The organism is Serratia sp. CY38905 (genome assembly GCF_052168875.1).
GTDB lineage: Bacteria > Pseudomonadota > Gammaproteobacteria > Enterobacterales > Enterobacteriaceae > Serratia > Serratia sarumanii.
In genome coordinates this window covers 1-24616 of record NZ_JBJNLV010000006.1, presented here as the reverse complement: position 1 = coordinate 24616, position 24616 = coordinate 1, and the positions used below count along the sequence as shown (strand labels likewise).

Genomic DNA, 24616 nt, shown 5'->3' with positions numbered 1-24616 from the left:
ATTTCTAGGAGTTATACGAAGAACTTGGCCAACACCAGCAGCGACAGCGAGACGTTGATAGCGCCCCCGATTCGGGTGGCGATCTGCGCGAACGGCATCAGCGACATGCGGTTGCCGGCGGTGAGGATCGCGACGTCGCCGGTGCCGCCTTGCCCGCTCTGGCAACAGGAGACAATCGCCACATCGATAGGATGCATGCCGATTTTCTTGCCGACGAAGAAACCGGTCGCCACCAGCGCGCTGACGGTCGTGACGATCACGATCAGATTCTGTACGGTGAACGCGTCCACCAGCTCCTGCCACGGCGTGATGGCCACCCCGACCGCGAACAGGATCGGATAGGTCACGGCGGTGCGGAAGAATTTGTACACCACCTGCGAGCCTTCCTGAATGCGCGGCGACACCCCATGCGCCAGCTTCACCGCCACGGCGGCGAACAGCATGCCCACCGGCGCCGGCAGGCCGATCAGGCGGTGCAGCAACATGCCCACCATATACAACAGGATGGCCAGCAGCGCGCCGCAGGCGATGGTGCTGACATCCACCTTGCCGCTGATTTTTTCCACCGCGTTCATGTCGCTGTCGCCCTGCTTGCTCGGCATCAGGCTGCCTTCGCCGGTCAGGTGCGGATAACGCTTGCCCAACTGGTTGAGCAGGCCGGCGATGACGATGGCGGTCAGGCTGCCGAGCATCACGATCGGCAGAATGCGCCCCAACGCCACGCCCTGCTCCATGTGCAGGATCGCCGCGTAGCCCATCGACAGCGGGATCGCCCCTTCACCCACGCCGCCGGCCATGATCGGCAGGATCAGGAAGAAGAAGATCTGGAACGGCTCCAGGCCCAGCGCCATGCCGACGCCCATCCCCACCAGCATGCCGACGATCTCGCCGCACAGCATCGGAATGAAGATGCGCAGGAAGCCCTGGATCAGCACCTGCCGGTTCATGCTCATGATGCTGCCGACGATGATGCAGCAGATGTAGAGATAAAGAATATTGGTCGATTTGTAGAACTTGGTGGTCGACTCCACCACCACGTCCGGCAGCAGGCCGTAGTGCACCAGCGCGGAAGGAATGAAGGTGGCGCAGATCGCCGCCGCGCCCATTTTGCCGATCAGCGGCAGGCGCTTGCCGAATTCGCCGCAGGCGAAACCGAAGAATGCCAGGGTGGCCACCATCACCACGATATCGCTCGGCAATTTGCCTTCCAGGCAGTCGAGCAGAATCAATACGCCGGCCAGAATAAAGAACGGTAACGGAATAATCCCTACTTTATAATTGTCCAGTATCCGCCACCATTTCTCGCGCAGAGGAATATCGGCGGCCTTGTCTTTGGCTACGAGGTAAGAATCATCTGTTGTGCTCATAATCTGGCCTCTTATTAGTTTGTTCAGCCATCATAGAGAAGCGCACGGATTATCTGCTGTGATTATGTTCAAAGTTAAAAAGGGTTTTTAATGGTGGTTATGGTTTCTATGGGGTTAATTAAGATTATGTAAAAACCGGCGTGGTTTTAATGGTGTTAATGCCGTTTTTATTTTAAAGCTTATCAACTTTATCGCAGACGAACAATTCTCGTCCGGTTCACTCTAATCCCGTGTGAGGGATCACAAGTTGATCGAGCGCAATATTACAGACCCCGCTTCTCGTGATAGGGTAAGGCTTCAGGATCTCTTTACGGTAAAGCTCCGCCATGCGGCTCAAACTCTCATTTCAAATCAAGCTGTTTCTGTGCCTGGTGGCCTTCTCCTGCCTGCTGCTGACCTGCATCGGCGCCTACACCTATTACCAGCTGGATGCGCAACTGCACCGCGATCTCGGCGCCCGCGCGCAGGTGCAGGCACGGGAAATCGCCCTCATTCCTTCGCTGGTCAACGCGGTGGAAAACAACGACGCCGCCCGAATCACTGCGCTGATGAAAAAAATCCGCGCCAGCAGCGACGCCAGTTATATCGTCATCGGCGATAATCACGCCCGCCATCTTTATCATTCCGAATATGAAGGCCGTCTGGGCACGCCGATGATCGGCGGCGATAATAAAGAGGTGCTGGAAGGGAAAAGCATTATTTCCATTCGCAAGGGCGGCATCGGCGTTTCATTGCGCAGCAAGGCGCCGATCCTGGATGAAAATAATCGCGTGATCGGCATCGTTTCCGTCGGCTATTTGAAATCGCACATCGATAATTTAAATGCCAGGACGCTGACGCAAATTATCGGCTCCATCGTCCTGCTGCTGATCGCCCTGTTCGTCTTTTCCTGGCTGCTGTCGAAAAACCTCAAGCGCCAGATGTTCTGGCTGGAGCCGAAAGAGATCGCGCTGCTGGTGCGCCAGCAAAAAGCGCTGCTGGAAGCCATCTATGAAGGGGTGATCGCCATCGATCCGCAGATGCGGATCATCACCATCAACCATGCGGCGCGCGAGCTATTGGATCTGCACCAGCCCGCCGCCGGCTTGCTGGGCCGGCCGATCGGCGACGTCATTCAGGCGCAGCCGAACTTCTTCGCCGCCGCGCAGCTGGGCCAGGATACGCACGATGAGGTGTGCCGCTTCAATCACGTGCGGGTGATCGCCAGCCGAGTGCGCATCATGCAGGAGCAGGAGCTGCAAGGCTGGGTTATCAGCTTCCGCGACAAGAACGACATCAATACCCTGAGCAGCCAGCTCAGCCAGGTGAAACGCTATGCCGACAACCTGCGCATCATGCGCCACGAACAGCTGAACTGGACCGCCACGCTGGCCGGGCTGCTGCATATGCAGCGCTACGACGAGGCCATCCGCTACGTGGAGGCCCAGTCGGAGGGCGCGCAGGAGATCCTCGATTTCATCTCGCAGCGCTTCAGTTCGGCGGCGCTGTGCGGCCTGCTGCTGGGCAAATATTCCAGCGCCAGAGAAAAAGGCATCGAGCTGCGCTTCGATCCGGCCTGCCAGCTGCGGCAGATCCCGGCGGCGCTGAATGAGACCGAACTGATGTCGATCGTCGGCAACCTGCTGGATAATGCGGTGGAGGCGACGCTGCACTGCCCGGCCCCGCACGACGCGATCGAGCTTTATATCAGCGACGGCAGCGACGAGCTGGTGATCGAGGTGGCGGATCGCGGCACCGGCATCGCCGAGGAGATTCGTGATACGCTGTTTGAACAGGGCGTCACCACCAAAGCGGATAAAAGCGACCACGGCATCGGCCTGCATCTGGTCGCCAGCCACGTGGCGCAGGCGCACGGCAGCATAGAAGTGTCGGACAACGAGCCGCACGGCGCGATATTCTCTATATTTATCCCTAAATAAAACCCATAACCCGATTTTTTGAGCACCCGATTATGTCACACCAAGCACTGGACGTTCTGATCGTGGAAGACGAGCCGCAACTGGCGACGCTGCACGCGGAGTTCATCGAGAAAAATTTCAACCTGCGGGTGGTGGCTTACGCCGCCACGCTGGCCGAAGCGCGGGCCAAAGCCAATGCGCATCAGCCGCGGCTGATCCTGCTGGATAACTTTCTGCCGGACGGCCAGGGCATCGAGCTGATGGAAGAGCCGGCGGTGAAGAACCCCGCCTGTTCGGTGATCTTCATCACCGCCGCCAGCGACATGCACACCTGCAGCCAGGCGATCCGCAACGGCGCCTTCGACTACATCATCAAGCCGGTATCCTACAAGCGGCTGCGCAATTCGCTCGAACGCTTCATGCAGTTCGTGCAAACCCAGCGCACCTTCAAGATCATCGATCAGGACAACGTCGATGCGCTGTACAACCTGCAGTCGAAGCAGTTCTCCAGCGAGCCAAGCGCCAAAGGCATCGAAACCAATACCCTCGAGCTGGTGCAGGCGCTGTTTATCGCCCAGCCGGCGGTGGCGCATGCGGTGGAAGACGTGGTGGAGCAGGTCGGCATCAGCAAGACTACCGCCCGCCGTTATCTGGAATATTGCGTCGCCACCCAGTTCGTGCGGGTGGAGATGCTGTACGGCAATATCGGCCACCCGCGGCGGCTGTATCGCAAGGCCTGAGGCTGCCATCTGGCTGTCATATTACGGCGATAACATAGCGCCCGACGATATCCCCCTCGATATCGGCACCTGTCGTTAAAACTGATGAAATACTGATGACTTTTACCCGGCCTCTGGTCGGGTTTTTTATTATCCGAAACGGCAGACGCAGAAGCGAAATATCCCATTGCTTCACGCCGCGTTATTTCCCTAAAAACCAAACCATTATGGCGAATAGCGGCCGTCAATTTCGAGTCATGGGCAAAATTACCATAACTAATTAAAACCTTGATGTAAACCACTAATATCCCATTTAAATGACATTGAGGGTTGTCTCAGATATTCACTGTGTTAGGGTAAAAAGCTCTTTTATTTTGCTAAGGACAGCCCATAACGCGTTAATTAAACCAGAGGAAACAGCAAATTGCATGGCAATTAAACTCGAAGTAAAGAACCTGTATAAGATATTTGGCGAACACCCGGAACGCGCATTCAAACTGCTGGATAAAGGTCTGACAAAAGATCGGCTGTTTGAAAAAACCGGCTTATCGCTCGGCGTAAAAGACGCCACTCTGGCCATTGAAGAAGGCGAGATATTTGTCATCATGGGGCTCTCCGGTTCCGGCAAGTCCACCCTGGTACGCCTTCTCAATCGTCTGATAGAACCCACCCGCGGCCAGGTGCTGATCGACGGTGAGGACATCGCCAAAATATCCGACGCCGCGCTGCGTACCGTGCGGCGAAATAAGATCAGCATGGTATTTCAGTCATTCGCGCTGATGCCGCACATGAACGTCCTGAATAATACCGCATTCGGTATGGAATTAGCCGGCATACCGCTGCAGGAACGCCAGGAAAAAGCGCTGGATGCCCTGCGCCAGGTCGGGCTGGAGAATTATGCGCTGTCTTATCCGGATGAATTATCCGGCGGCATGCGCCAGCGCGTGGGATTAGCCCGCGCCCTGGCCAATAACCCGGATATATTATTGATGGACGAAGCCTTCTCGGCGCTCGATCCGTTAATTCGTACCGAAATGCAGGATGAGCTGGTGAAATTACAGGCCCAGCATCAGCGCACCATCGTGTTTATTTCCCACGATCTGGACGAAGCGATGCGCATCGGCGATCGCATCGCCATCATGCAGGGCGGTGAGGTGATCCAGGTCGGCACGCCGGACGAGATCCTGAACAACCCGGCCAACGACTATGTGCGCACCTTCTTCCGCGGCGTGGACATCAGTCACGTATTCAGCGCCAAGGATATCGCCCAACGGCGCCCGGTGACGCTGATCCGCAAAACCCCCGGCTTTGGCCCCCGATCGGCGCTGCAGCTGCTGCGCGATGAGGACCGTGATTATGGTTATGTTGTTGAACGCGGAAAGAAATTTATCGGCGTGGTGTCGATAGAGTCGCTGAAAAAGGCGCTGTCCGCCAATCAAACGCTGGACGATGCCCTGCTCGAGGCCCCTGCCGCCGTGCCGGCCGACACGCCGCTCAGCGATCTGATTTCCCTGGTCGCCCAGGCGCCGTGCGCGGTGCCGGTAGTGTGCGAAGAACATAACTATCTCGGCATCATCTCCAAGGCCATGCTGCTGCAGGCGTTGGACAAGGAGGGCTCCGCCAATGAGTGATACTACGCAAACCCAAGATCCCTGGGCTACCGCACCGGCCGATACCGGCGCCGCACCCGCAAACGATGCCGCCGCCAACGCCGGCGACGCCTGGTCCAGCGCGCCGCCGCCGGCCACCCATGACGCCGCCGGACAAGGCGCCGATTGGCTCAGCAGCGCCCCGGCGCAGCCGGAACACTTCAGCCTGCTCGATCCGTTCCACAAGGCCTGGGTGCCGTTCGATACCTGGGTCACGCAGGGCATCGACTGGCTGGTGCTGCACTTCCGCCCGCTGTTCCAGGGCATCCGCGTGCCGGTCGACATGATCCTGAGCGGCTTCCAGCAACTGCTGCTGGGCATGCCGGCGCCGATCGCCATTCTGGTGTTCTCGCTGCTCGCCTGGCAGGTCTCGGGCATCGGCATGGGCGCCGCGACGCTGCTCTCCCTGGTCGCCATCGGCGCCATCGGCGCCTGGTCGCAGGCGATGGTCACGCTGGCGCTGGTGCTGACCGCACTGTTCTTCTGCATCCTTATCGGCCTGCCGCTCGGCATCTGGCTGGCGCGCAGCAAGCACGCCGCCAAAGTCATCAGGCCACTGCTCGACGCGATGCAGACCACTCCGGCCTTCGTCTATCTGGTGCCGATCGTCATGCTGTTCGGCATCGGCAACGTGCCGGGCGTAGTAGTGACCATTATCTTCGCGCTGCCGCCGATCGTGCGCCTGACCATTCTCGGCATCAAGCAGGTGCCGGAAGATCTGATCGAGGCCGCCGAGTCCTTCGGCGCCAGCCCGCGCCAGCTGCTGTTCAAGGTGCAGCTGCCGCTGGCAATGCCGACCATCATGGCCGGCGTGAACCAGACGCTGATGTTGGCGCTGTCGATGGTGGTCATCGCCTCGATGATCGCCGTCGGCGGGCTGGGCCAGATGGTGCTGCGCGGCATCGGCCGGCTGGACATGGGCCTGGCCGCCGTCGGCGGGGTCGGCATCGTGATCCTGGCGATCATTCTCGATCGCCTCACCCAATCGCTGGGGCGCGATCGCCGCAGCAAAGGCATCGGCCGCTGGTACCGCCGCGGCCCCATCGGGCTGCTGACTCGCCCGTTCATCAAGCAAGCCTGACGCTTTTCCCGCCGGCGGCTGCGGCCCCGGCGGGCTATGACACCACCACATCGAAAAAAGGGGAAACACTATGCGCACTACGGGCATCTGGGCTCTCGCCCTGACGACGCTGATTGGCTCACAGAGCGTGAGCGCGGCAGATTTACCCGGCAAGGGGATCGCGGTACAGCCGGTGCAAAGCACCATTTCCGAAGAGACCTTCCAGACGCTGCTGGTCAGCAAGGCGCTGGAAAAACTGGGTTACGACGTGAAAGAACCGCGTGAAGTGGATTACAACGTCGCCTACACCTCGATCGCCTCCGGCGACGCGACCTTTATCGCGGTCAACTGGGATCCGCTGCACGCCGATCAGTACAAGGCCGCCGGCGGCGACGCCAAGTTCTACCGCGAAGGCGTCTACGTCAACGGCGCCGCGCAGGGCTACCTGATCGACAAGAAGACCGCCGAGCAATACCACATCACCAACGTCGAACAGCTCAAGGATCCCAAGATCGCCAAGCTGTTCGACACCAACGGCGACGGCAAGGCCGATCTGACCGGCTGCACCCCGGGCTGGGGCTGCGAAGCGGTGATCAACCACCACATCAAGGCCTACGGCCTGAGCAACACCGTCGAGCACAACCAGGGCAACTACGCGGCGATGATCGCCGACACCATCACCCGTTACAAAGAGGGCAAACCGGTGCTGTATTACACCTGGACGCCGTACTGGGTCAGCGATGTGATGGTGCCGGGCCGCGACGTGGTCTGGCTGCAGGTGCCGTTCTCCTCTCTGCCGGGCGAGCAGAAGAACGTCGACACCAAGCTGCCTAACGGCGCCAACTACGGCTTCCCGGTCAACACCATGCGCATCGCCGCCAACAAGCAGTGGGCCGAAGCCAATCCGGCGGCCGCCAAGCTGTTCGCCATCATGAAGCTGCCGATCGCCGACATTAACGCGCAAAACCTGCGTATGCATGAAGGCCAGGCTTCGGAAGCCGACATCCAGAACCACGTCAACGGCTGGATCAAGGCGCATCAGGCGACCTTCGACGGCTGGGTGAAAACCGCCGCCGAGGCGGCGAAGCCGTAACTGCTCGGGGGCGCCGCATCCGCCGCCCCCTACCCCACCATATCAATGCCGCTGAACTGTAAAAAACGTGCGGCGGCGTTTGACAAGGGCTGCGGCCAGATGCAATACACCTGGCGTCGCGGCCCGTCTTCAATCGGAATCGACACCAGCGTGCTTAGGCGTTGCGCGGTCGAGATCGGTACGATGCCCGCCGCCAATCCGCGCCGCACCAGATTCTCCAACCATTCGATATGATCGATTTCAAAACTGACGTGCCGGCGGATGCCCGCCGCCTGGAAGGCGCGATCGGTTTGGCGCCGCGCGCCGGTGCCGCTGTAGAAATCCACCAGCGGCACTTCCGCCAGCGCCTGCAGATTCACCCGCTCGCGGTTGGCCAGCGGATGCTGCGGCGCCACCAACGCCACCAGCGGCTCATCGGTCAACTGCCGGTGCGACATCGGCAGCAAATCGACGTCGCCGGGCCAGATGCCGACGAACGCCATATCGCACTTCTGCTGACGCACGTCCTCCAGCAGGGCTTCGCTCATGCCGACGTACAGGCGGATGTTCACCGCCGGATAGTGGCGATGAAACTTGTCGAGCTTTTCGGTCAGATCAATCGCGTTTATGGTTGAAATGGTGCCGATGGTCAAGGTACCGGACACCGCATCCCCGGCGGCGGTCACCTCTTCCACCAGCGCCTGCTGTGCCGCCAGCAGCCGCTGCGCCGAGGGAATGAAAGCCTGGCCGGCGGGGGTCAATCGCACCCGGCGCGAGGTGCGCTCAAACAGCGTACAGCCCAGCTCTTCTTCCAGTTTGGCGATCTGGTGGCTGAGCGCCGACTGCACCGTATGGCAGCGCTGCGCCGCCCGGGTGAAGCTCTGTTCCTCCGCCACCGCCAGCGCATAGCGGATCTGTTTCAGGTTCATGGCATCTATCTTGAAATGAGATAAATCAAATGAAAATTATACATTGGTTTCCGCAGACGCATTGCCGGATACTGCGCGCTATCTTCTTCCCGTGATGAAAAAATCATGAACCAACAAAACGTCCACCCGGGCCTCAGCCCGGCGCTGACCGTGCTGATCGCCATCGCTACCGGCCTGGCGGTCGCCAGCAACTATTACGCGCAGCCGCTGCTGGAAACCATCGCCACCGGCTTCAATCTGTCGGTCAACCAGGCCGGCTTTATCGTCACCGCCGCGCAGCTTGGTTACGCCACCGGCCTGCTGCTGCTGGTGCCGCTCGGCGATATGTTCGAGCGCCGCGGGCTGATCGTTTTCATGACGCTGCTGGCCGCCGGGGGTATGCTGATCACCGCCACCTCCGCCACGCTGCCGATGATGATCCTCGGCACCGCACTCACCGGGCTGTTCTCTGTGGTGGCGCAGATCCTGGTGCCGCTGGCCGCCACGCTGGCTCACCCGGAAAAGCGCGGCAAGACCGTCGGCATCATCATGAGCGGCCTGCTGCTCGGCATCCTGCTGGCGCGCACCGTCGCGGGCGCACTGGCGTCGTTCGGCGGCTGGCGCACCATCTACTGGGTCGCCAGCGTGCTGATGATCCTGATGGCGCTGATCCTGTGGCGCGCGCTGCCGCGCTATAAGCAGCACTCCGGGCTGAACTACCCGCAGCTGCTGGCCTCGATCTTCAGCCTGTTCTGCCGCACGCCGCTGCTGCGCACCCGCGCCATCCTCGGCGCCCTGTCGTTCGCCAACTTCAGCGTGCTCTGGACCTCCATGGCCTTTCTGCTCGCCGCGCCGCCGTTCAACTACTCCGAGGGGGTGATCGGGCTGTTCGGCCTGGTGGGCGCCGCCGGGGCGCTGGCCGCTTCGCGCGCCGGGCATCTGGCGGACAAGGGCAAGGCCGGGCTGACCACCACCGTCGGCCTGGTGCTGCTGCTGCTGTCCTGGATACCCATCGCGTTGGCTAAACAATCGCTGTGGGCGCTGATCGCCGGCATCCTGATCCTCGATCTGGCGGTGCAGGCAGTACACGTCACCAACCAGAGCGTGATGTACCGCATCATGCCGGACGCGCGCAACCGCCTGACCGCCGGCTACATGACCAGCTACTTTATCGGCGGCGCCCTCGGTTCACTGCTCTCCGCCTCGGCCTATCAGCATGCCGGCTGGTACGGCGTGGCCGCCGCCGGCGGGGTGTTATGCCTGCTCAACCTGCTGACCTGGTGGCTCGGCAAGCACCACGATCCGCAGGGGCTGGCGACAATCTGATTATCGTGCAAATAGTAACTTAAGAAATTTATTAGCGGTGCAGGGTATAAACATTACTTACTCTCTGGTAATGTTCTGGCCATAAACTATTGAAGTCCTATCTACCCTGCGACCCACAACCATGCAAAGCCAAGCTGCAGACAGCCTCAATCCGCCCGCCGTCAGCGCCACCTTCGCCAACGGCGTCGTCGACAGTTTGCCGATCGTCATCGGGTATGTCCCGGTGGCGTTCGCCTTCGGCCTCAGCGCCGTCAAACTGGGCTTTTCCCCGCTGGAAAGCATTTTCTTCTCCTGCATCATCTACGCCGGCGCCAGCCAGTTCGTGATCACCGCCCTGCTGAGCGCCGGAATGTCGCTGTGGGTCTCCGCGTTGACGGTGATGGCGATGGACGTGCGCCACCTGCTGTACGGCCCGGCGCTGCGTCACCGCATCGTCTCGCGCATGTCGCCCGGCAAAACGGCGATGTGGGCCTTTGGCCTGACCGATGAAGTTTTCGCCGCCGCGACCGCCAGGCTGATGCGCAATAACCGCAGCTGGAGCGAAAACTGGATGCTGGGCATCGCGCTCTGTTCCTGGCTCTCCTGGGTCGCCGGCACCGCGCTCGGCGCGCTGTTCGGCAACGGCCCGCTGGAGCAGTTCCCGGTGATAGAAGCCTCGCTGGCCTTCATGCTGCCGGCGCTGTTTCTCAGCTTCCTGCTGGCCGCCTTCCGCCGCCCGCAGAGCCTGACTATCGCCGCCGCGCTGGCCGGCGCGCTGCTCGGCGTAGTGCTGTTCTCCATTCCGGTCGCCATTTTGGCCGGCATCGGCGCCGGCTGCATCGCCGCCCTGTTCCAGCCAGCCCCTGCGGAGGCCCCCCATGAACACTGATGTGCTGGCGATCGGTCTGGTGGTGGGCTGCGCCAATTACCTGTTCCGTTATCTGCCGCTGCGGCTGGCGCCGGCGCGCGCCCAACCCGGCCTCAAACGCGGTAAAGCCGCCCTGCTGCTCGACAGCATCGGCATCGCCTCGATCTGCGCCCTGCTGGTGGTCTCCAGCACGCCGGTGGTGATGCGCGAACCGGACAAGCTGCTGCCGACGTTGGTGGGGTTCGCCGCGCTGGCGCTGTGCTTCTACCGCAGCAAAAGCATCATTCTGTCGACGCTGCTCGGCGCGACGGCCTTTGGCGTCACATTAAAGCTGTTAATGCTTTTCGGTCCGGGCTGACGCCGCTCCGATCGTTTGGCTTCACTTTGGCGTTTTCAGGCGCCACATCTTTACAAACACTGACAAATGACACGAATTGCTAAATTATCCGCACGGCTGAACATTTACATTATTAGTCACCGTCGTTACTATCTCGAACGAAATTAATGAGGCCCTAAATTATGGAAAGCTCGTTTGCCCCCATAGAACAAATGCTGAATTTCCGCGCCACGCGGCAGAAAGATTTCCCTTATCAGGAAATCCTGCTGACCCGCCTGTGCATGCACATGCAAGGCAAGCTGCTGGAAAACCGCAATAAGATGCTCAAGGCGCAGGGGATTAACGAAACACTGTTTATGGCGCTGATTACCCTGGATGCGCAGGAGAGCCACAGCATCCAACCTTCTGAGCTAAGCTCTGCCTTGGGCTCCTCGCGCACCAATGCGACCCGCATCGCCGATGAGCTGGAGAAACGCGGCTGGATCGAGCGCCGGGAAAGCGACAACGATCGCCGCTGCCTGCATCTGCATCTGACACCGCAGGGGGAAGAGTTTCTCAGTCAACTGCTGCCACCGCAGCACCAATGTCTGCATTTCCTGTGGTCCACGCTGACCGACGATGAGCAAAAACAGCTGGAACAGCTGACGCGCAAATTGCTGGCACGTCTGGATCAAATGGAAATCACAGAACAGTTACCCTAATTCACAATTTCTGTTCAGGTACCTATTATGCGATCCCCATTTAACTGGAGATTCACCCCGCTGTTCGCCGTGTTGCTGCTGGCCGGGTGTGCTTCGACCGATAATATTGCCCCGCAATCCACGCTGATGGATCCGCAGAGCCTGCAGTTGGCTCAGCCGAAAGTCAGTTCGCTGGCCGTCAGCCCGCAGTGGTGGCGCGCCCTCAAGGATCCGCAATTGGATACCCTGATGACGCAAACGCTGCAAAGCTCGCCGACCCTGCGGCAGGCCGCCGCCCGCGTGCGCGAAGCGCAAAGCGTGGTGGGTGAAGCCAGCGCCGCCAACGGGCCGAACCTGGATCTGAACGCCAGCACCCAGCGCCAGCGCGTGCCGCAAAACGTCAATATGGGGTTGGGGTATCCGCATAAGCCGATCTATTCAAGCTCCAACTCGCTGGGGTTGAACCTGGCGTACGAGTTCGACTGGTGGGGCAAATACCGCAACCAGGTGAACGCCGCCAAAGCGCAGGTCAACGCCGCGCGCGCCGAGCAGGAACAGGCGGCGCTGACGCTGACCAGCTCGGTGGCGTCCGCCTACTATCAGTTGCAGAGCAATCTGGCGCTCGAGAAGCTGCTGCAACAGGAAGTGAACAACAATGAGCGCCTGACCGCGCTGCGCCAACAGCGCTATCAGGCCGGGCTGACCGGCGTCGACGTGCCGCAACAAACCCAGGCGCAGTCCGACGTCGCCAAGCAGCAGATCCTGCAGCTGCAGTCGCAGATCGAGCAGCTCCGGCACCAACTCGCCGCGCTGGCGGGCCAGGGGCCGAACGCCATGCAGCACCTGCGTCAGGTGCCTTTGCCCGCAGACAACCTGATGGCGCCGCAGGGCGAGCTGACGGCGGATCTGCTGGGCAAACGCCCGGACATCGCCGCGCAACGCCAGCTGGTGGAGTCTTACAGCCAGCGCGTCAGCGCCGCGCGTAAAGAGTTTTACCCCAGCCTGACCATTTCAGCCTTCGCCGGCCTGATGACCACCAATACCAGTGGCACCAGCCCGAATCTGTTTGAAGCGGCCAGCCAGGCCTGGAACGTGATGCCGGCGATTTCGCTGCCGATCTTCCACGCCGGGGCGCTGCGCAGCAAGCTGGGCGAGGAATCCGCGCTGTATGACGAAGCGGTGGAATCCTACAACCAAACCATCCTGAATGCGGTACAGGAAACCGCCGACGCCATCACCATCCAGCAGAGTTCTGCGCAACAGCAGCTGCAGGCGGCGTCCGCGGCCCAGTCGATGCAACAGGTGTATCAGGTCGCCAACGCCCGTTACCAGGCAGGGATTATCGGGCGCGACGATCTGTTGACCAGCCAGACGCAGCTATTGCAGCAGCAACAGGCGGAGTTGAATGCCAGCAGCAACTTACTGCAGGCGAAGATAGGACTGATCCGTGCGCTGGGCGGTGGCTATCAGGCCCCGGCCGCAGCGGATTCGAAAGCATAATAATATAAGGCTTGGAGAACACCATGAGCGCAAGCGCGGAAATCCAAAACCCGCAGCAGCCGAGCGGCAAAAAGAAGCAGCGTAAATTTTGGCTACTGTTGCTGACGGTTATTTTCATTGTTATAGGGGTGGCTTACTTAGTGTATTGGTTCCTGGTGCTGCGTCATCATCAGGAAACCGACGACGCCTACGTCTCCGGCAACCAGGTGCAGATCATGGCCCAGGTGTCCGGCAGCGTGAACAGCGTCAATTTCGACAACACCGACTACGTCAAGCAGGGCGACGTGCTGCTGACGCTCGATCCGACCGATGCCGAGCAGGCGTTTGAACGCGCCAAGACCGGCCTGGCCAACAGCGTGCGCCAGACCCACCAGCTGATCATCAACAGCAAGCAATATCAGGCCAACATCGCCCTGCGCAAGACCGATCTGAGCAAGGCCGAGAACGATCTGAAGCGCCGTGTGGTGCTGGGCAGCGTTGACGCCATCGGCCGCGAAGAGCTGCAACACGCTCGCGATGCGGTCGACAGCGCCAAGGCCGCGCTGGAAGTGGCGGTGCAGCAATACAACGCCAACCAGGCGATGGTGCTGAATACCCCGCTGGAACAGCAGCCGGCGATCCAACAGGCCGCCGCGCAGATGCGCGATGCCTGGCTGGCGCTGCAGCGTACCAAAGTGATCAGCCCCATTACCGGCTATGTCTCGCGCCGCAGCGTGCAGGTCGGCGCGCAGATCGCCGCCGGTTCGCCGCTGATGGCGGTGGTGCCGGCCGATCACATTTGGGTTGACGCCAACTTTAAGGAAACCCAGATCGCCAACATGCGCATCGGCCAGCCGGCGACGGTGGTCAGCGATGTCTACGGCGACGACGTGGTATATCAGGGCAAAGTGGCCGGTATCGACATGGGCACCGGCAGCGCCTTCTCGCTGCTGCCGGCCCAGAACGCGACCGGCAACTGGATCAAAGTGGTGCAACGTCTGCCGGTGCGTATTGAGCTCGACGCCAAGCAGGTGGCCGACCATCCGCTGCGCATCGGTCTTTCGACGCTGGTGACCGTCGACACCGCCAACCTGGACGGCCGCGTGCTGGCCGACGTGGTGCGCGACAAACCGCTGTACCAGAGCGACGCGCTGGCCTTGAACCTGGCGCCGGTTAATCAGCTGATCGCCGACGTGATCCATGCGAACGCCGGCTAAGCGCGCGGGAGGCCATCTTGCCACAGAAACCGCTTGAAGGCGCCCAGCTCGCCTGGATGACGGTCGCGCTCGCCATGGCGACCTTCATGCAGGTGCTGGACTCCACCATCGCCAACGTGGCGATCCCCACCATTGCCGGTAACCTCGGGTCTTCCAACTCGCAGGGCACCTGGGTGATCACCTCGTTCGGCGTGGCGAACGCCATCTCGATCCCGATCACCGGCTGGCTGGCGAAGCGCATCGGCGAAGTGCGGCTGTTCCTCTGGTCCACCGCGCTGTTCGTCCTCGCCTCCTGGCTGTGCGGCATCTCCAACAGCCTCGGCATGCTGATCTTCTTCCGCGTGATCCAGGGCGTGGTGGCCGGGCCGCTGATCCCGCTGTCGCAGAGCCTGTTGCTGAACAACTACCCGCCCGCCAAGCGGGCGATGGCCCTGGCGCTTTGGTCGATGACCGTTATCGTCGCGCCGATCTTCGGGCCGATCCTCGGCGGTTACATCAGCGACAACTACCATTGGGGCTGGATCTTCTTCATCAACATCCCGATCGGCGCCTTCGTGATCGTGGCGGCGATGGCGACGCTGAAGGGGCGAGAAACCAAAACCGAGATCAAACCGATCGACACCGTCGGCCTGGTGCTGCTGATCGTCGGCATCGGTTCGCTGCAGGTGATGCTCGATCAGGGCAAGGAGCTGGACTGGTTCAACTCGACCGAGATCATCACGCTCACCGTCGTGGCGGTAGTAGCGCTGCTGTTCCTGGTGGTGTGGGAGCTGACGGACGACCATCCGGTGGTGGATCTGTCGCTGTTCAAGTCGCGCAACTTCACCATCGGCTGCCTGTGCATCAGCCTGGCCTACATGCTGTACTTCGGCGCCATCGTGCTGTTGCCGCAGCTGCTGCAAGAGGTGTACGGCTATACCGCCACCTGGGCTGGGCTGGCGTCGGCGCCGGTCGGGCTGATCCCGGTGCTGCTGTCGCCGATCATCGGCAAGTTCGGCAACCGGCTCGACATGCGCAAGCTGGTGACTTTCAGCTTCATCATGTATGCCGTGTGCTTCTACTGGCGTGCCTATACGTTTGAACCGGGCATGGACTTCGGCGCGTCCGCCTGGCCGCAGTTCGTTCAGGGCTTCGCCATCGCCTGCTTCTTCATGCCGTTGACCACCATCACGCTGTCCGGCCTGCCGCCGGAACGCATGGCGGCGGCGTCGAGCCTGTCGAACTTCACGCGAACGCTGGCGGGGTCGATCGGTACCTCGATCACCACCACCCTGTGGACGCAGCGCGAATCGCAGCACCATTCGCAGCTGACGGAGTTCGTCAACCCGTACAGCCCGCAGTCGCAGGAGATGTACCGGCAGCTGGAGCAGCTCGGCATGAGCAAGCAGCAGGCCTCGGCCTACATCGCCAATGAGATCACCGCGCAAGGCCTGATCATCTCCGCCAACGAGATCTTCTGGCTGTCGGCCGGGGTATTCCTGGTGCTGCTGGCGCTGGTGTGGGTGGCGAAACCGCCGTTCAGCTCCGGCGGCGGTGGGGGCGGCGGCGCCCACTAAGCTTCAATAACGAAACGGGCGCCCTGAGGCGCCCGTTTTTTATCCGACGTAGAACAGATTACGCCTGATTCTGACGCCACCAGTCCGCCAGCAGAATGCCGGTCGCCACGGAAACGTTCAGGCTTTCCACCTTGCCGGTGCCGCCGATAGACACGTTCATGTCGCCCTGCTGCCAGGCGCTGTCGCTCAGACCGTCACGTTCCTGGCCCAGCACCAGTACCATCTTGGCCGGCAGCTTGGCCTGCGCCAGCGCGGTGCCTTTATGGCTGGAGGTGGTAACGATGGTGTAACCCGCCTTGCGGAAGGTATCCAGCACCGACAGGAAATCATCGGCGTTGATCGCCTTGATGTGCTCAGCGCCGCCTTCTGCGGTACGCACCGCCGCGCCGGACTCCAGCAGCGCCGGATCCTGCAGCAGCACGCCGTTGACGCCGAAGTGGGCGCACGAACGGACGATGGCGCCCAGGTTATGCGGGTTGCCTACTTCTTCCAGCGCCAGCACGCAGTCGGTCGCCGGGGCGGTTTTCAGGTAGGTCTGCGCGTCCAGCCCCTGACGTTTTTTGATCAGGAAGCACACGCCGCCGTGGTGCTCGGTGCCGGAAGCCTTGGCCAGCTCTTCCTCATCCACCACGTGGTAAGCCTTGCGGTTGGCCGCCATCCAGCGCAGCGCTTCGCGGAAGCGCGGGGTGACCGACTGCACGAACCAGGCGCGCACGATCGCTTCCGGGCGGCTGGCGAACAGCGCCTGACAGGCGTTTTCACCGTAAACGCGGGTTTCTTCCGCGCGCTGGCGGCGCAGTTGCTCAGGATCGATAAAGCTTTTGCCGCTGATGCCGCCGTGATCGAACGCCGGCTCTTCATTCGGCGCGCGCGAGACGGTTCTCCACGGCGACTCGTTGCCGCCGCGATCTTCAGAGCGCGCCGGACGGCGAGGACGATCGCTTTCACTGCGGCGGGAGTCGGCGCCGCGGCGATCGTTGCCGCCGCGCGCCTTGTCTTGACCGGTGCGGCCCGAGCGCGCACCGTCAGCCGGACGGCCTTTGCCGGCCGGACGTTTATTCTTGTTGCGGTCGTCGCCGTTGTCGTCGTCACTGCGGACGTACATCACTTTGACTTTACCGTTCTTGCCACTAAATGAATCGTTCATTGTCTTCTCCACCAACGCGCAGGGCGCGAAGATTACCTGATGTTGGTGCACGAAGCCACCAACTTGCGCTAAAAGCTCCCAACTATCACATCCATTGAACAAACCTCATTGTTCATGCGCCGGGTTTTGCCGATAATTGTCAGCATTAAAGAAACATCTCCGCAACCGCGTTGCGGGGACCATGCTTTCTCTGTACCCGAGGTCAACATGAATACAGTTTGTGCAGCTTGCAATGCCACCAACCGCGTGCCGGAAGAACGTCTGGCGGACAACGCGAAATGCGGCCGCTGCGGCCATGAGCTCTTCGACGGTGAAGTGATCAACGCCACCGCCGCCACGCTGGACCAGTTGCTGCAGGACGATCTGCCGGTCGTGGTCGATTTCTGGGCGCCGTGGTGCGGCCCGTGCCGCAGCTTTGCGCCGATCTTTGAAGACGTGGCCGAAGAGCGCGCCGGCAAAGTGCGCTTCGTGAAAGTGAACACCGAAGCCGAGCCGGAGCTGAGCGCCCGTTTCCGCATCCGCAGCATCCCGACCATCATGGTGTTCCGTCAGGGCAAAATGGTCGATATGCTCAACGGCGCGATGCCGAAAGCGCCGTTTGACAACTGGCTCAACGAGTTAGTGTGATTCGGCAAGTATAGGCCGTATCCCGCCATCGCGCGCGAACGCGCCCCGATCGAGCCCGCCCCTCCCGGCGGGCTTTTTTCTGCGTTACAATGGCGGTTTTTCCCCAGGATCGTTATGACCGACAACGCCGTACTTCGCCTGCGCCAATTCCGTTTAGACCGCGCCACCCGCCCCTTCCTGGCGCGCGGTTGCCGGGTGGCGCGTTGTCAGGGTTGCCTGCTGCCGCATAAAAACTGCCTGTGCGACACCATTCGCCCGCAGCAGGCCGGCAGCCGTTTCTGCCTGATCATGTTCGGCGCCGAGCCGCTCAAGCCCAGCAACACCGGCCGCCTGATCGCCGATATCCTGCCGGACACCCAGGCGTTCCTCTGGTCGCGCACCGAGATCGATCCGGCCCTGCTGGCGGCCATCAACGATCCGGCGCGGCAGCCTTATGTGGTGTTCCCCGCTTCCTACGCCGACGCCGAACGGCCGGTGTTCAGCGAGCTGCCCGCCGGCGGCAAACCGCCGCTGTTCATCATGCTGGACGGCACCTGGGCGGAAGCGCGCAAAATGTTCCGTAAAAGCCCGTACCTCAATCAATTCCCGGTGTTTTCCCTCAACGTCGACGCGGCATCGGACTACCAGCTGCGCGAAGCCAGCCGCGCCGAGCAACACTGCACGGCGGAAGTGGCCGCCGCCCTGCTGCAACAGGCGGGCGATCTGCCGGCCGCCGACGGATTGAATCAGCATTTCCGCTATTTCCGTCAACAGTATCTGGCGGGAAAACCGACCCGCCCGGAGGCACCGGTCACAGCAATATAGCCAGAAAGCGCCTAAAATCAGGCGTAACGTTGCCAAAAGGAGCCGTGCATGAGCCAGCGAGGGTTAGAAGCGCTACTACGTCCCAAATCGATCGCCGTGCTGGGCGCGTCGCAGCAGCCCGGCCGCGCCGGCAACCTGATGATGAGCAATCTGCTGGCCGGCGGTTTCGGCGGGCCCATCTTGCCGGTCACGCCGCGCTACAAGGCGGTATGCGGCGTGATGGCCTACCCCGACGTCGCCAGCCTGCCGCTGACGCCAGATCTGGCGATCATCTGCACCCACGCCAAACGCAATCTGGCGCTGATTGAAGCGCTGGGCCAACGCGGCTGCAAAACCGCCATCGTGCTCTCTTCGCCGCCGGAACAGTTCGCCGAGCTGAAGGCCTGCGCACAGCGCTACGCCATGCGGCTGTTAGGGCCCAACAGCCTGGGGCTGCTGGCGCCGTGGCAGGGCATCAACGCCAGCTTCTCGCCGGTGCCGATCCAAAAGGGCAAACTGGCGTTTATCTCGCAGTCCGCCGCCGTGGCCAACACCATTCTCGACTGGGCGCAGCAGCGCGAAGTCGGTTTCTCCTACTTCATCGCGCTGGGCGACAGCCTGGACATCGACGTCGACGACCTGCTCGACTTTTTGGCGCGCGACAGCAAGACCAGCGCCATCCTGCTGTATCTGGAAAACATCAGCGACGCGCGGCGCTTTCTCTCCGCCTCGCGCAGCGCCTCACGCAACAAGCCCATTCTGGTGATCAAAAGCGGCCGCAGCCAACAGGCGCAGCTGCTGCTCAACAGCCAGCTGGGGCTTGACGCCGCCTATGATGCCGCCATCCAGCGCGCCGGCCTGCTGCGCGTGCAGGATACCCACGAGCTGTTCTCGGCGGTGGAAACCCTCAGCCATATGCATCCGCTGCGCGGCGAGCGGCTGATGATCGTCAGCAACGGGGCGGCGCCGGCGGCGATGGCGCTGGACGAACTGCTCGGACGCAACGGCAAACTGGCCACGCTGAGCGATGAGAGCCTGGCAAAATTGAGCGACGCGCTGCCGGATTTCATCCGCGCCGGCAATCCGCTCGACCTGCGCGATGACGCCACGCCGCAGCGCTTCCTGGCGGCAATCGAAGCGCTGCTCGACAGCCACGACTATGACGCGCTGCTGTTGATCCACGCGCCGAGCGCGGCGGCGCCGGGCACCGCCACGGCGGAACGGCTGATCGACGCGCTGCATCGCCATGCGCGCGGCAAGCGCATCACGTTGCTGACCAACTGGTGCGGCGAATACTCTTCGCAAGAGGCGCGCCGGCTGTTTACCGAGGCCGCCATTCCCACCTACCGCACCCCGGAAGGCGCGGTGACCGCCTTTATGCATATGGTGGAATATCGCCGCAACCAGAAGCAGCTGAAAGAGACGCCTGCGCTGCCGATCGGCCTGACCGCCAACACCGCCGACGCCCACCGCCTTATCCATCAGGCGCTGGCCGAAGGCGCCACCCAGTTGGATACCCACGAGGTGCAATCCATCCTGCAGGCCTACGATCTGAGCACCCTGCCGACCTGGATTGCCGAGGACAGCGCCGAAGCGGTACACATTGCCGAACAGATCGGCTACCCGGTGGCGCTGAAGCTGCGTTCGCCGGATATCCCGCACAAATCGGAAGTTCAGGGCGTCATGCTCTACCTGCGCACCGCGACCGAAGTGCAGCGCGCGGCGGAGGCGATCCTCGACCGCGTAAAGCGCACCTACCCTCAGGCGCGCATTCACGGCCTGCTGGTGCAGAGCATGGCCAACCGTGCCGGCGCCCAGGAGCTGCGCATCGCGGTGGAGCAGGATGCGATTTTCGGCCCGCTGATCATGCTGGGCGAAGGCGGCGTGGAATGGCGCCAGGAAAATCAGGTGGCGGTAGCGCTGCCGCCGCTGAACATGGCGCTGGCGCGTTATCTGGTGCTGCAGGCGGTGAAAGGCGGCAAGATCCGCGGCCGCAGCGCGCTGCGCCCTTTGGATATCCCCGGGCTGAGCCGCCTGCTGGTGCAGGTCTCCAACCTGATCCTCGACTGCCCGGAGATCGCCCGGCTGGATATTCACCCGGTGCTGGCCTCCGGCAGCGAATTCACCCTGCTGGACGTTTCGATGCAGCTCGCGCCGTTCAGCGGCGATCCGCAGGCGCGGCTGGCGATTCGCCCTTATCCGCATGAGCTGGAAGAAACCATCGCGCTGAAAGACGGCAGCCAATGCCTGTTCCGCCCTATCCTGCCGGAAGACGAGCCGGCGCTGAAGCATTTCATCGACCGGGTGACCAAGGAAGATCTCTATTACCGCTACTTCAGCGAGATCAACGAGTTTACCCATGACGATTTGGCCAACATGACGCAGATCGACTACGATCGGGAAATGGCCTTTGTGGCGGTGCGCGCAGACGAGATCATCGGCGTGACCCGCGCGCTGTCCGATCCGGACAACACCGATGCCGAGTTCGCCGTGCTGGTACGTTCCGACCTGAAAGGCCTGGGCCTGGGCCGCCAGCTGCTGGAGAAAATGATCGCCTATGCGCGCGCGCATGGCCTGACCCGCCTGAGCGGTATCACCATGCCGAATAACCGCGGCATGATCGCGCTGGCGCAGCGGTTGGGCTTTGGCATCGAGGTGCAGCTTGAGGACGGCATCGTCAATCTGACGCTGCCGCTGCAGGCCGACGACGCGCAGTGACCTGCGTCGCAATGCGCTACGAATCCACCACTTAACGCCAAAACATACGCACAATCGAGGCAACTAATGGTATTATCGCCCGATTATTCGGTTTAATGTTTTTATGCCTGTGGCGTTCCGGCCATCAATCATGAGAGAAGAAACGCACTGTGATGTTGTCAAAATTTAAACGTAGCAAACATCAACAACACCTTGCACAACTGCCCAAACTCCCCCAGACGGTTGCTGATGTTCGTACGTTGTACGCGCCGTCCGATTTTCGCACCACGCTGCTGGACGCCATCGCCAACGCTACCCAACGCATCTATCTGGTGGCCCTGTATCTGGAGCATGACGACGCCGGGCGCGAGATCCTCAACGCGCTGTATCAAGCCAAGCAGCGGCGGCCCGAGCTGGAAATCTGCGTGCTGGTCGACTGGCACCGCGCACAGCGCGGCCGCATCGGCGCCGCCGCCGCCAATACCAACGCCGACTGGTACTGCGCCATGGCCGGCCAACATCCCGAGCAGTCGGTGCCTATCTACGGCGTGCCGGTCAATACCCGCGAAGCGTTGGGCGTACTGCACCTGAAGGGCTTTGTGGTCGACGATACCGTGATCTACAGCGGCGCCAGCATCAACGACGTTTATCTGCATCAGCATGAAAAATACCGTTACGATCGCTACCAGCTGATCACCAACGAGGTGTTGGCCGATACCCTGATCGATTACATCAAGCAGCATCTGCTCACCGCCGGCGCCGTACAGCGCCTCGATCGCAGCGATCGGCCGAAAAGCCCGGAGATCAAAAACGAGACCCGCCTGTTCCGTTTCGCCCTTCGCCGCGCCGGCTATCACTTCCGCGGCAAGGCCGGCAACGATGAGTTGGCGGTGACGCCACTGGTTGGGCTTGGCAAGCAAAGCGTGCTGAATAAAACCATTCATCACCTGATGTCGTGCGCCGACCAGAAACTGACGCTGTGCACCCCTTATTTCAACCTGCCGGCGCTGCTGGTGCGCAATATCATTTATCTGCTGCGCCAGGGCAAACAGGTGGAGATCATCGTCGGCGACAAGACCGCCAACGACTTCTATATTCCGGAAGACCAGCCGTTCAAAATCATCGGCGCGCTGCCCTACCTGTACGAGATCAACCTGCGCCGTTTTCTGAGCCGCTTGCAGCGCTATATAGACACCGGGCAGCTGATCGTGCGTCTGTGGAAGGATGGCGATAACAGCTATCATCTGAAAGGCATGTGGGTTGACGAAGAGTGGCAGCTGATTACCGGCAATAACCTCAACCCGCGCGCCTGGCGGTTGGATCTGGAAAACGCCATTCTGATCCACGATCCCAAGCAGGAAATGCGCGAGCAACGGCAAACAGAACTGGAGTGCATCCGCACTCACACCACCGTGGTCGGCCATTATCAGGAGCTGCAAAGCATTCAGCAGTACCCGATCAAGGTGCGCAAGCTGATTCGCCGTCTACGGCGTATCCGCATCGATCGGTTGATTAGCCGTATCCTGTAAGATCTACTCTGACCCCGGCCAAGGCCGGGGTTTTTATTACAGCTGTATTTCCTTGCCTTTGCGATGCAGCCGGAGTGAGACCAGCAACGCCAGCAGGCACATGCCGGAAACATACCAGAAGAAGGCATTTTCCACGCCGAACGATTTAAGCGACAGCGCGACATATTCCGCCGAACCGCCGAACAGGGCATTCGCTACCGCATAAGACAAGCCTACCCCTAACGCACGCACCTCCGGCGGGAACATCTCGGCTTTAAGCAGCCCGCTGATCGAGGTGTAAAAGCTGACAACGAACAGCGCCAGTACGATCAGGCCGAACGCCATAAAGGGGTTGCTCACCCCTTTCAGGGCGAACAGGATCGGCACCGTCAACAGGGTGGCCAATGCCGAGAAGATCAGCATCGAGCTGCGACGGCCGATTTTGTCCGAGAACGCGCCTGCCGCCGGCTGCAGCAGCATGAAGACGAACAGCGCGGCGGTCATGATGGCGCTGGCCAGCTTGGCGTCCATACCGGCGGTGTTCACCAGATATTTCTGCATATAGGTGGTAAAAGTGTAAAAGGTCAGTGAACCGGCGGCGGTAAAGCCCAACACCATCACAAACGCCTTGCGGTTTTTCCATAGCCCCGTCAGCGAACCGGCATCTTGGTGGTTACGTGTTTTCGCATCGGAGGTTTCATTCAGCGAACGGCGCAGGTACAACGCCACCACCGCCAACACGGCCCCCAAGGCAAACGGGATGCGCCATCCCCAGGCCTTCAGCTCTTCGCCGGACAATATCTGCTGCAGGATCACCAATACCAGCAGCGCCAGCAGTTGCCCGCCGATCAGCGTGACATACTGGAACGATGCGTAGAAGCCGCGCCGCCCCTTGATTGCCACCTCGCTCATGTAGGTGGCGCTGGTGCCGTACTCGCCGCCCACAGACAGCCCCTGGAACAATCGCGCGATCAGCAGCAGCGCCGGCGCCCAGCTGCCGATCGACTCATACGTCGGCAGACAGGCGATCACCAGCGATCCGGCGCACATCATGCAGACCGAAAGCAACATTGAGTTTTTTCGGCCGTGTTTATCGGCAATGTAGCCGAACAGCCAGCCGCCGATCGGCCGCATAAAGAAGCCGGCGGCGAACACACCGGCAGTTTGCAGCAGTTGTGTCGTGCTGTTGCCCGCCGGAAAAAATGAGGCGGCAAAGTAGATTGAGCAGAAGGAGTAAACATAAAAATCAAACCACTCCACCAGATTGCCTGATGAAGCCCCGACGATGGCAAAAATGCGTTTTTTGTTATCCAGCGCCCCCTGTTCGACGCCGCGTTCATCCTCAAGAACCGAGGTTGTTTCTGTCATGGTATTTTCTCCGAGCCATAGCAATGATGAAATTCGGCGTCCTGCCGCTCTGGTTGTTACTTTATTGTTATTTATAAGTTAACAGCCAAACTTAATAGCGGACGAAGAATATCTGGCGTTTGGAGGGACAATGCGCGGAATTTGTGATGAATATTAAACCGCACGCTGAAAGCTGAAGCGGATTGCAACGGGGATTTTCCGTTTTACGCATAGCAAAAAGCCCTGAACTGATGTTCAGGGCTTTCGGCTTGTTTTGATGCCTGGCAGTTTATGGCGGGCGTCCTGCCCGCCCCCCTTCGGGCCGTTGCTTCGCAACGTTCAAATCCGCTCCCGGCGGATTTGTCCTACACAATTCGTCTCATCCTGAGACT

21 protein-coding genes are annotated in these 24616 nt (G+C 61.0%); 16 read left to right on the top strand and 5 right to left on the bottom strand.

Going from position 1 to position 24616, the window contains the following annotated elements; all coding sequences use genetic code 11:
• Positions 1 to 11 precede the first annotated feature (11 nt).
• Positions 12 to 1367: a 2-hydroxycarboxylate transporter family protein gene (locus ACJ8MK_RS14540; RefSeq protein WP_033635692.1), complete on the bottom strand. Its 1356-nt coding sequence runs from the start codon at positions 1365 to 1367 to the stop codon at positions 12 to 14.
• Positions 1368 to 1693: 326 nt separating this feature from the next.
• Between ACJ8MK_RS14540 and ACJ8MK_RS14535 the strand changes: the two genes are divergently transcribed.
• Together ACJ8MK_RS14535 and ACJ8MK_RS14530 are read left to right on the top strand one after the other, a co-directional pair.
• Entirely contained in the window at positions 1694 to 3286 is a 1593-nt protein-coding gene (locus ACJ8MK_RS14535) for an ATP-binding protein (RefSeq protein ID WP_060388309.1), read from the top strand.
• Positions 3287 to 3318: 32 nt separating this feature from the next.
• Entirely contained in the window at positions 3319 to 4005 is a 687-nt protein-coding gene (locus ACJ8MK_RS14530; protein WP_033635694.1) for a response regulator, read from the top strand.
• A gap of 16 nt (positions 4006 to 4021) precedes the next feature.
• On the opposite strand, the gene ACJ8MK_RS14525 is transcribed toward ACJ8MK_RS14530, so the two are convergent.
• A complete protein-coding gene (locus ACJ8MK_RS14525) occupies positions 4022 to 4180 on the bottom strand; it encodes a hypothetical protein (RefSeq protein ID WP_154610457.1) in 159 nt (52 codons plus the stop codon).
• A 232-nt stretch (positions 4181 to 4412) separates the two neighbouring features.
• On the opposite strand from ACJ8MK_RS14525, the gene proV reads away from it, so the two are divergent.
• The 3 genes from proV to proX all read left to right on the top strand — a co-directional run bounded on the left by proV (position 4413) and on the right by proX (position 7786).
• The gene (gene proV, locus ACJ8MK_RS14520) at positions 4413 to 5615 is read left to right on the top strand and encodes a glycine betaine/L-proline ABC transporter ATP-binding protein ProV (protein WP_033635695.1); all 1203 of its coding nucleotides are present in this window, start codon (positions 4413 to 4415) and stop codon (positions 5613 to 5615) included.
• A complete protein-coding gene (gene proW, locus ACJ8MK_RS14515) occupies positions 5608 to 6714 on the top strand; it encodes a glycine betaine/L-proline ABC transporter permease ProW (RefSeq protein ID WP_060439359.1) in 1107 nt (368 codons plus the stop codon). Before proV ends, proW begins: the two co-directional genes overlap by 8 nt.
• Before the next feature lie 70 nt (positions 6715 to 6784).
• The gene (gene proX / locus ACJ8MK_RS14510) at positions 6785 to 7786 is read left to right on the top strand and encodes a glycine betaine/L-proline ABC transporter substrate-binding protein ProX (RefSeq protein ID WP_033635697.1); all 1002 of its coding nucleotides are present in this window, start codon (positions 6785 to 6787) and stop codon (positions 7784 to 7786) included.
• Between the two features lie 29 nt (positions 7787 to 7815).
• Here the strand turns inward: proX and ACJ8MK_RS14505 are convergent, their stop codons facing one another.
• On the bottom strand, positions 7816 to 8694 hold the full coding sequence (locus tag ACJ8MK_RS14505; RefSeq protein WP_103830245.1) for a LysR family transcriptional regulator: 879 nt from the start codon (positions 8692 to 8694) through the stop codon (positions 7816 to 7818).
• 105 nt (positions 8695 to 8799) lie between these two features.
• On the opposite strand from ACJ8MK_RS14505, the gene ACJ8MK_RS14500 reads away from it, so the two are divergent.
• The 7 genes from ACJ8MK_RS14500 (at position 8800) to emrB (ending at position 16115) form a co-directional block, all read left to right on the top strand.
• Entirely contained in the window at positions 8800 to 9999 is a 1200-nt protein-coding gene (locus ACJ8MK_RS14500; RefSeq protein WP_103830246.1) for an MFS transporter, read from the top strand.
• A gap of 121 nt (positions 10000 to 10120) precedes the next feature.
• Positions 10121 to 10867, top strand: coding sequence for an AzlC family ABC transporter permease (locus ACJ8MK_RS14495; RefSeq protein WP_043147848.1), 747 nt, complete (start codon positions 10121 to 10123; stop codon positions 10865 to 10867).
• Positions 10857 to 11204, top strand: coding sequence for an L-valine transporter subunit YgaH (ygaH, locus tag ACJ8MK_RS14490; protein WP_033649768.1), 348 nt, complete (start codon positions 10857 to 10859; stop codon positions 11202 to 11204). Before ACJ8MK_RS14495 ends, ygaH begins: the two co-directional genes overlap by 11 nt.
• A 161-nt stretch (positions 11205 to 11365) precedes the next feature.
• The gene (gene mprA, locus ACJ8MK_RS14485; protein ID WP_004928879.1) at positions 11366 to 11884 is read left to right on the top strand and encodes a transcriptional repressor MprA; all 519 of its coding nucleotides are present in this window, start codon (positions 11366 to 11368) and stop codon (positions 11882 to 11884) included.
• A gap of 27 nt (positions 11885 to 11911) precedes the next feature.
• Positions 11912 to 13363, top strand: coding sequence for an efflux transporter outer membrane subunit (locus ACJ8MK_RS14480; RefSeq protein ID WP_033635706.1), 1452 nt, complete (start codon positions 11912 to 11914; stop codon positions 13361 to 13363).
• Between the two features lie 23 nt (positions 13364 to 13386).
• The gene (gene emrA, locus ACJ8MK_RS14475) at positions 13387 to 14559 is read left to right on the top strand and encodes a multidrug efflux MFS transporter periplasmic adaptor subunit EmrA (protein WP_033649764.1); all 1173 of its coding nucleotides are present in this window, start codon (positions 13387 to 13389) and stop codon (positions 14557 to 14559) included.
• Positions 14560 to 14576: 17 nt separating this feature from the next.
• Positions 14577 to 16115: a multidrug efflux MFS transporter permease subunit EmrB gene (gene emrB / locus ACJ8MK_RS14470; protein ID WP_193169511.1), complete on the top strand. Its 1539-nt coding sequence runs from the start codon at positions 14577 to 14579 to the stop codon at positions 16113 to 16115.
• A 58-nt stretch (positions 16116 to 16173) separates the two neighbouring features.
• Here emrB and ACJ8MK_RS14465 read toward each other — a convergent pair whose 3' ends face one another.
• The gene (locus ACJ8MK_RS14465; protein ID WP_004928870.1) at positions 16174 to 17262 is read right to left on the bottom strand and encodes a tRNA/rRNA methyltransferase; all 1089 of its coding nucleotides are present in this window, start codon (positions 17260 to 17262) and stop codon (positions 16174 to 16176) included.
• Positions 17263 to 17469: 207 nt separating this feature from the next.
• Between ACJ8MK_RS14465 and trxC the strand changes: the two genes are divergently transcribed.
• From trxC to pssA, 4 genes are all read left to right on the top strand, one after another.
• On the top strand, positions 17470 to 17889 hold the full coding sequence (trxC, locus tag ACJ8MK_RS14460) for a thioredoxin TrxC (RefSeq protein ID WP_004928868.1): 420 nt from the start codon (positions 17470 to 17472) through the stop codon (positions 17887 to 17889).
• A gap of 114 nt (positions 17890 to 18003) precedes the next feature.
• The gene (locus ACJ8MK_RS14455) at positions 18004 to 18693 is read left to right on the top strand and encodes a tRNA-uridine aminocarboxypropyltransferase (protein WP_086580360.1); all 690 of its coding nucleotides are present in this window, start codon (positions 18004 to 18006) and stop codon (positions 18691 to 18693) included.
• Between the two features lie 48 nt (positions 18694 to 18741).
• Positions 18742 to 21390, top strand: coding sequence for a bifunctional acetate--CoA ligase family protein/GNAT family N-acetyltransferase (locus ACJ8MK_RS14450; RefSeq protein ID WP_442517846.1), 2649 nt, complete (start codon positions 18742 to 18744; stop codon positions 21388 to 21390).
• A gap of 152 nt (positions 21391 to 21542) precedes the next feature.
• Complete coding sequence (pssA, locus tag ACJ8MK_RS14445; protein ID WP_033649759.1) at positions 21543 to 22898, top strand: CDP-diacylglycerol--serine O-phosphatidyltransferase; 1356 nt, start codon at positions 21543 to 21545, stop codon at positions 22896 to 22898.
• A 36-nt stretch (positions 22899 to 22934) separates the two neighbouring features.
• Here pssA and ACJ8MK_RS14440 read toward each other — a convergent pair whose 3' ends face one another.
• Positions 22935 to 24245, bottom strand: coding sequence for an MFS family transporter (locus ACJ8MK_RS14440; RefSeq protein ID WP_033654343.1), 1311 nt, complete (start codon positions 24243 to 24245; stop codon positions 22935 to 22937).
• Positions 24246 to 24616: the final 371 nt, after the last annotated feature.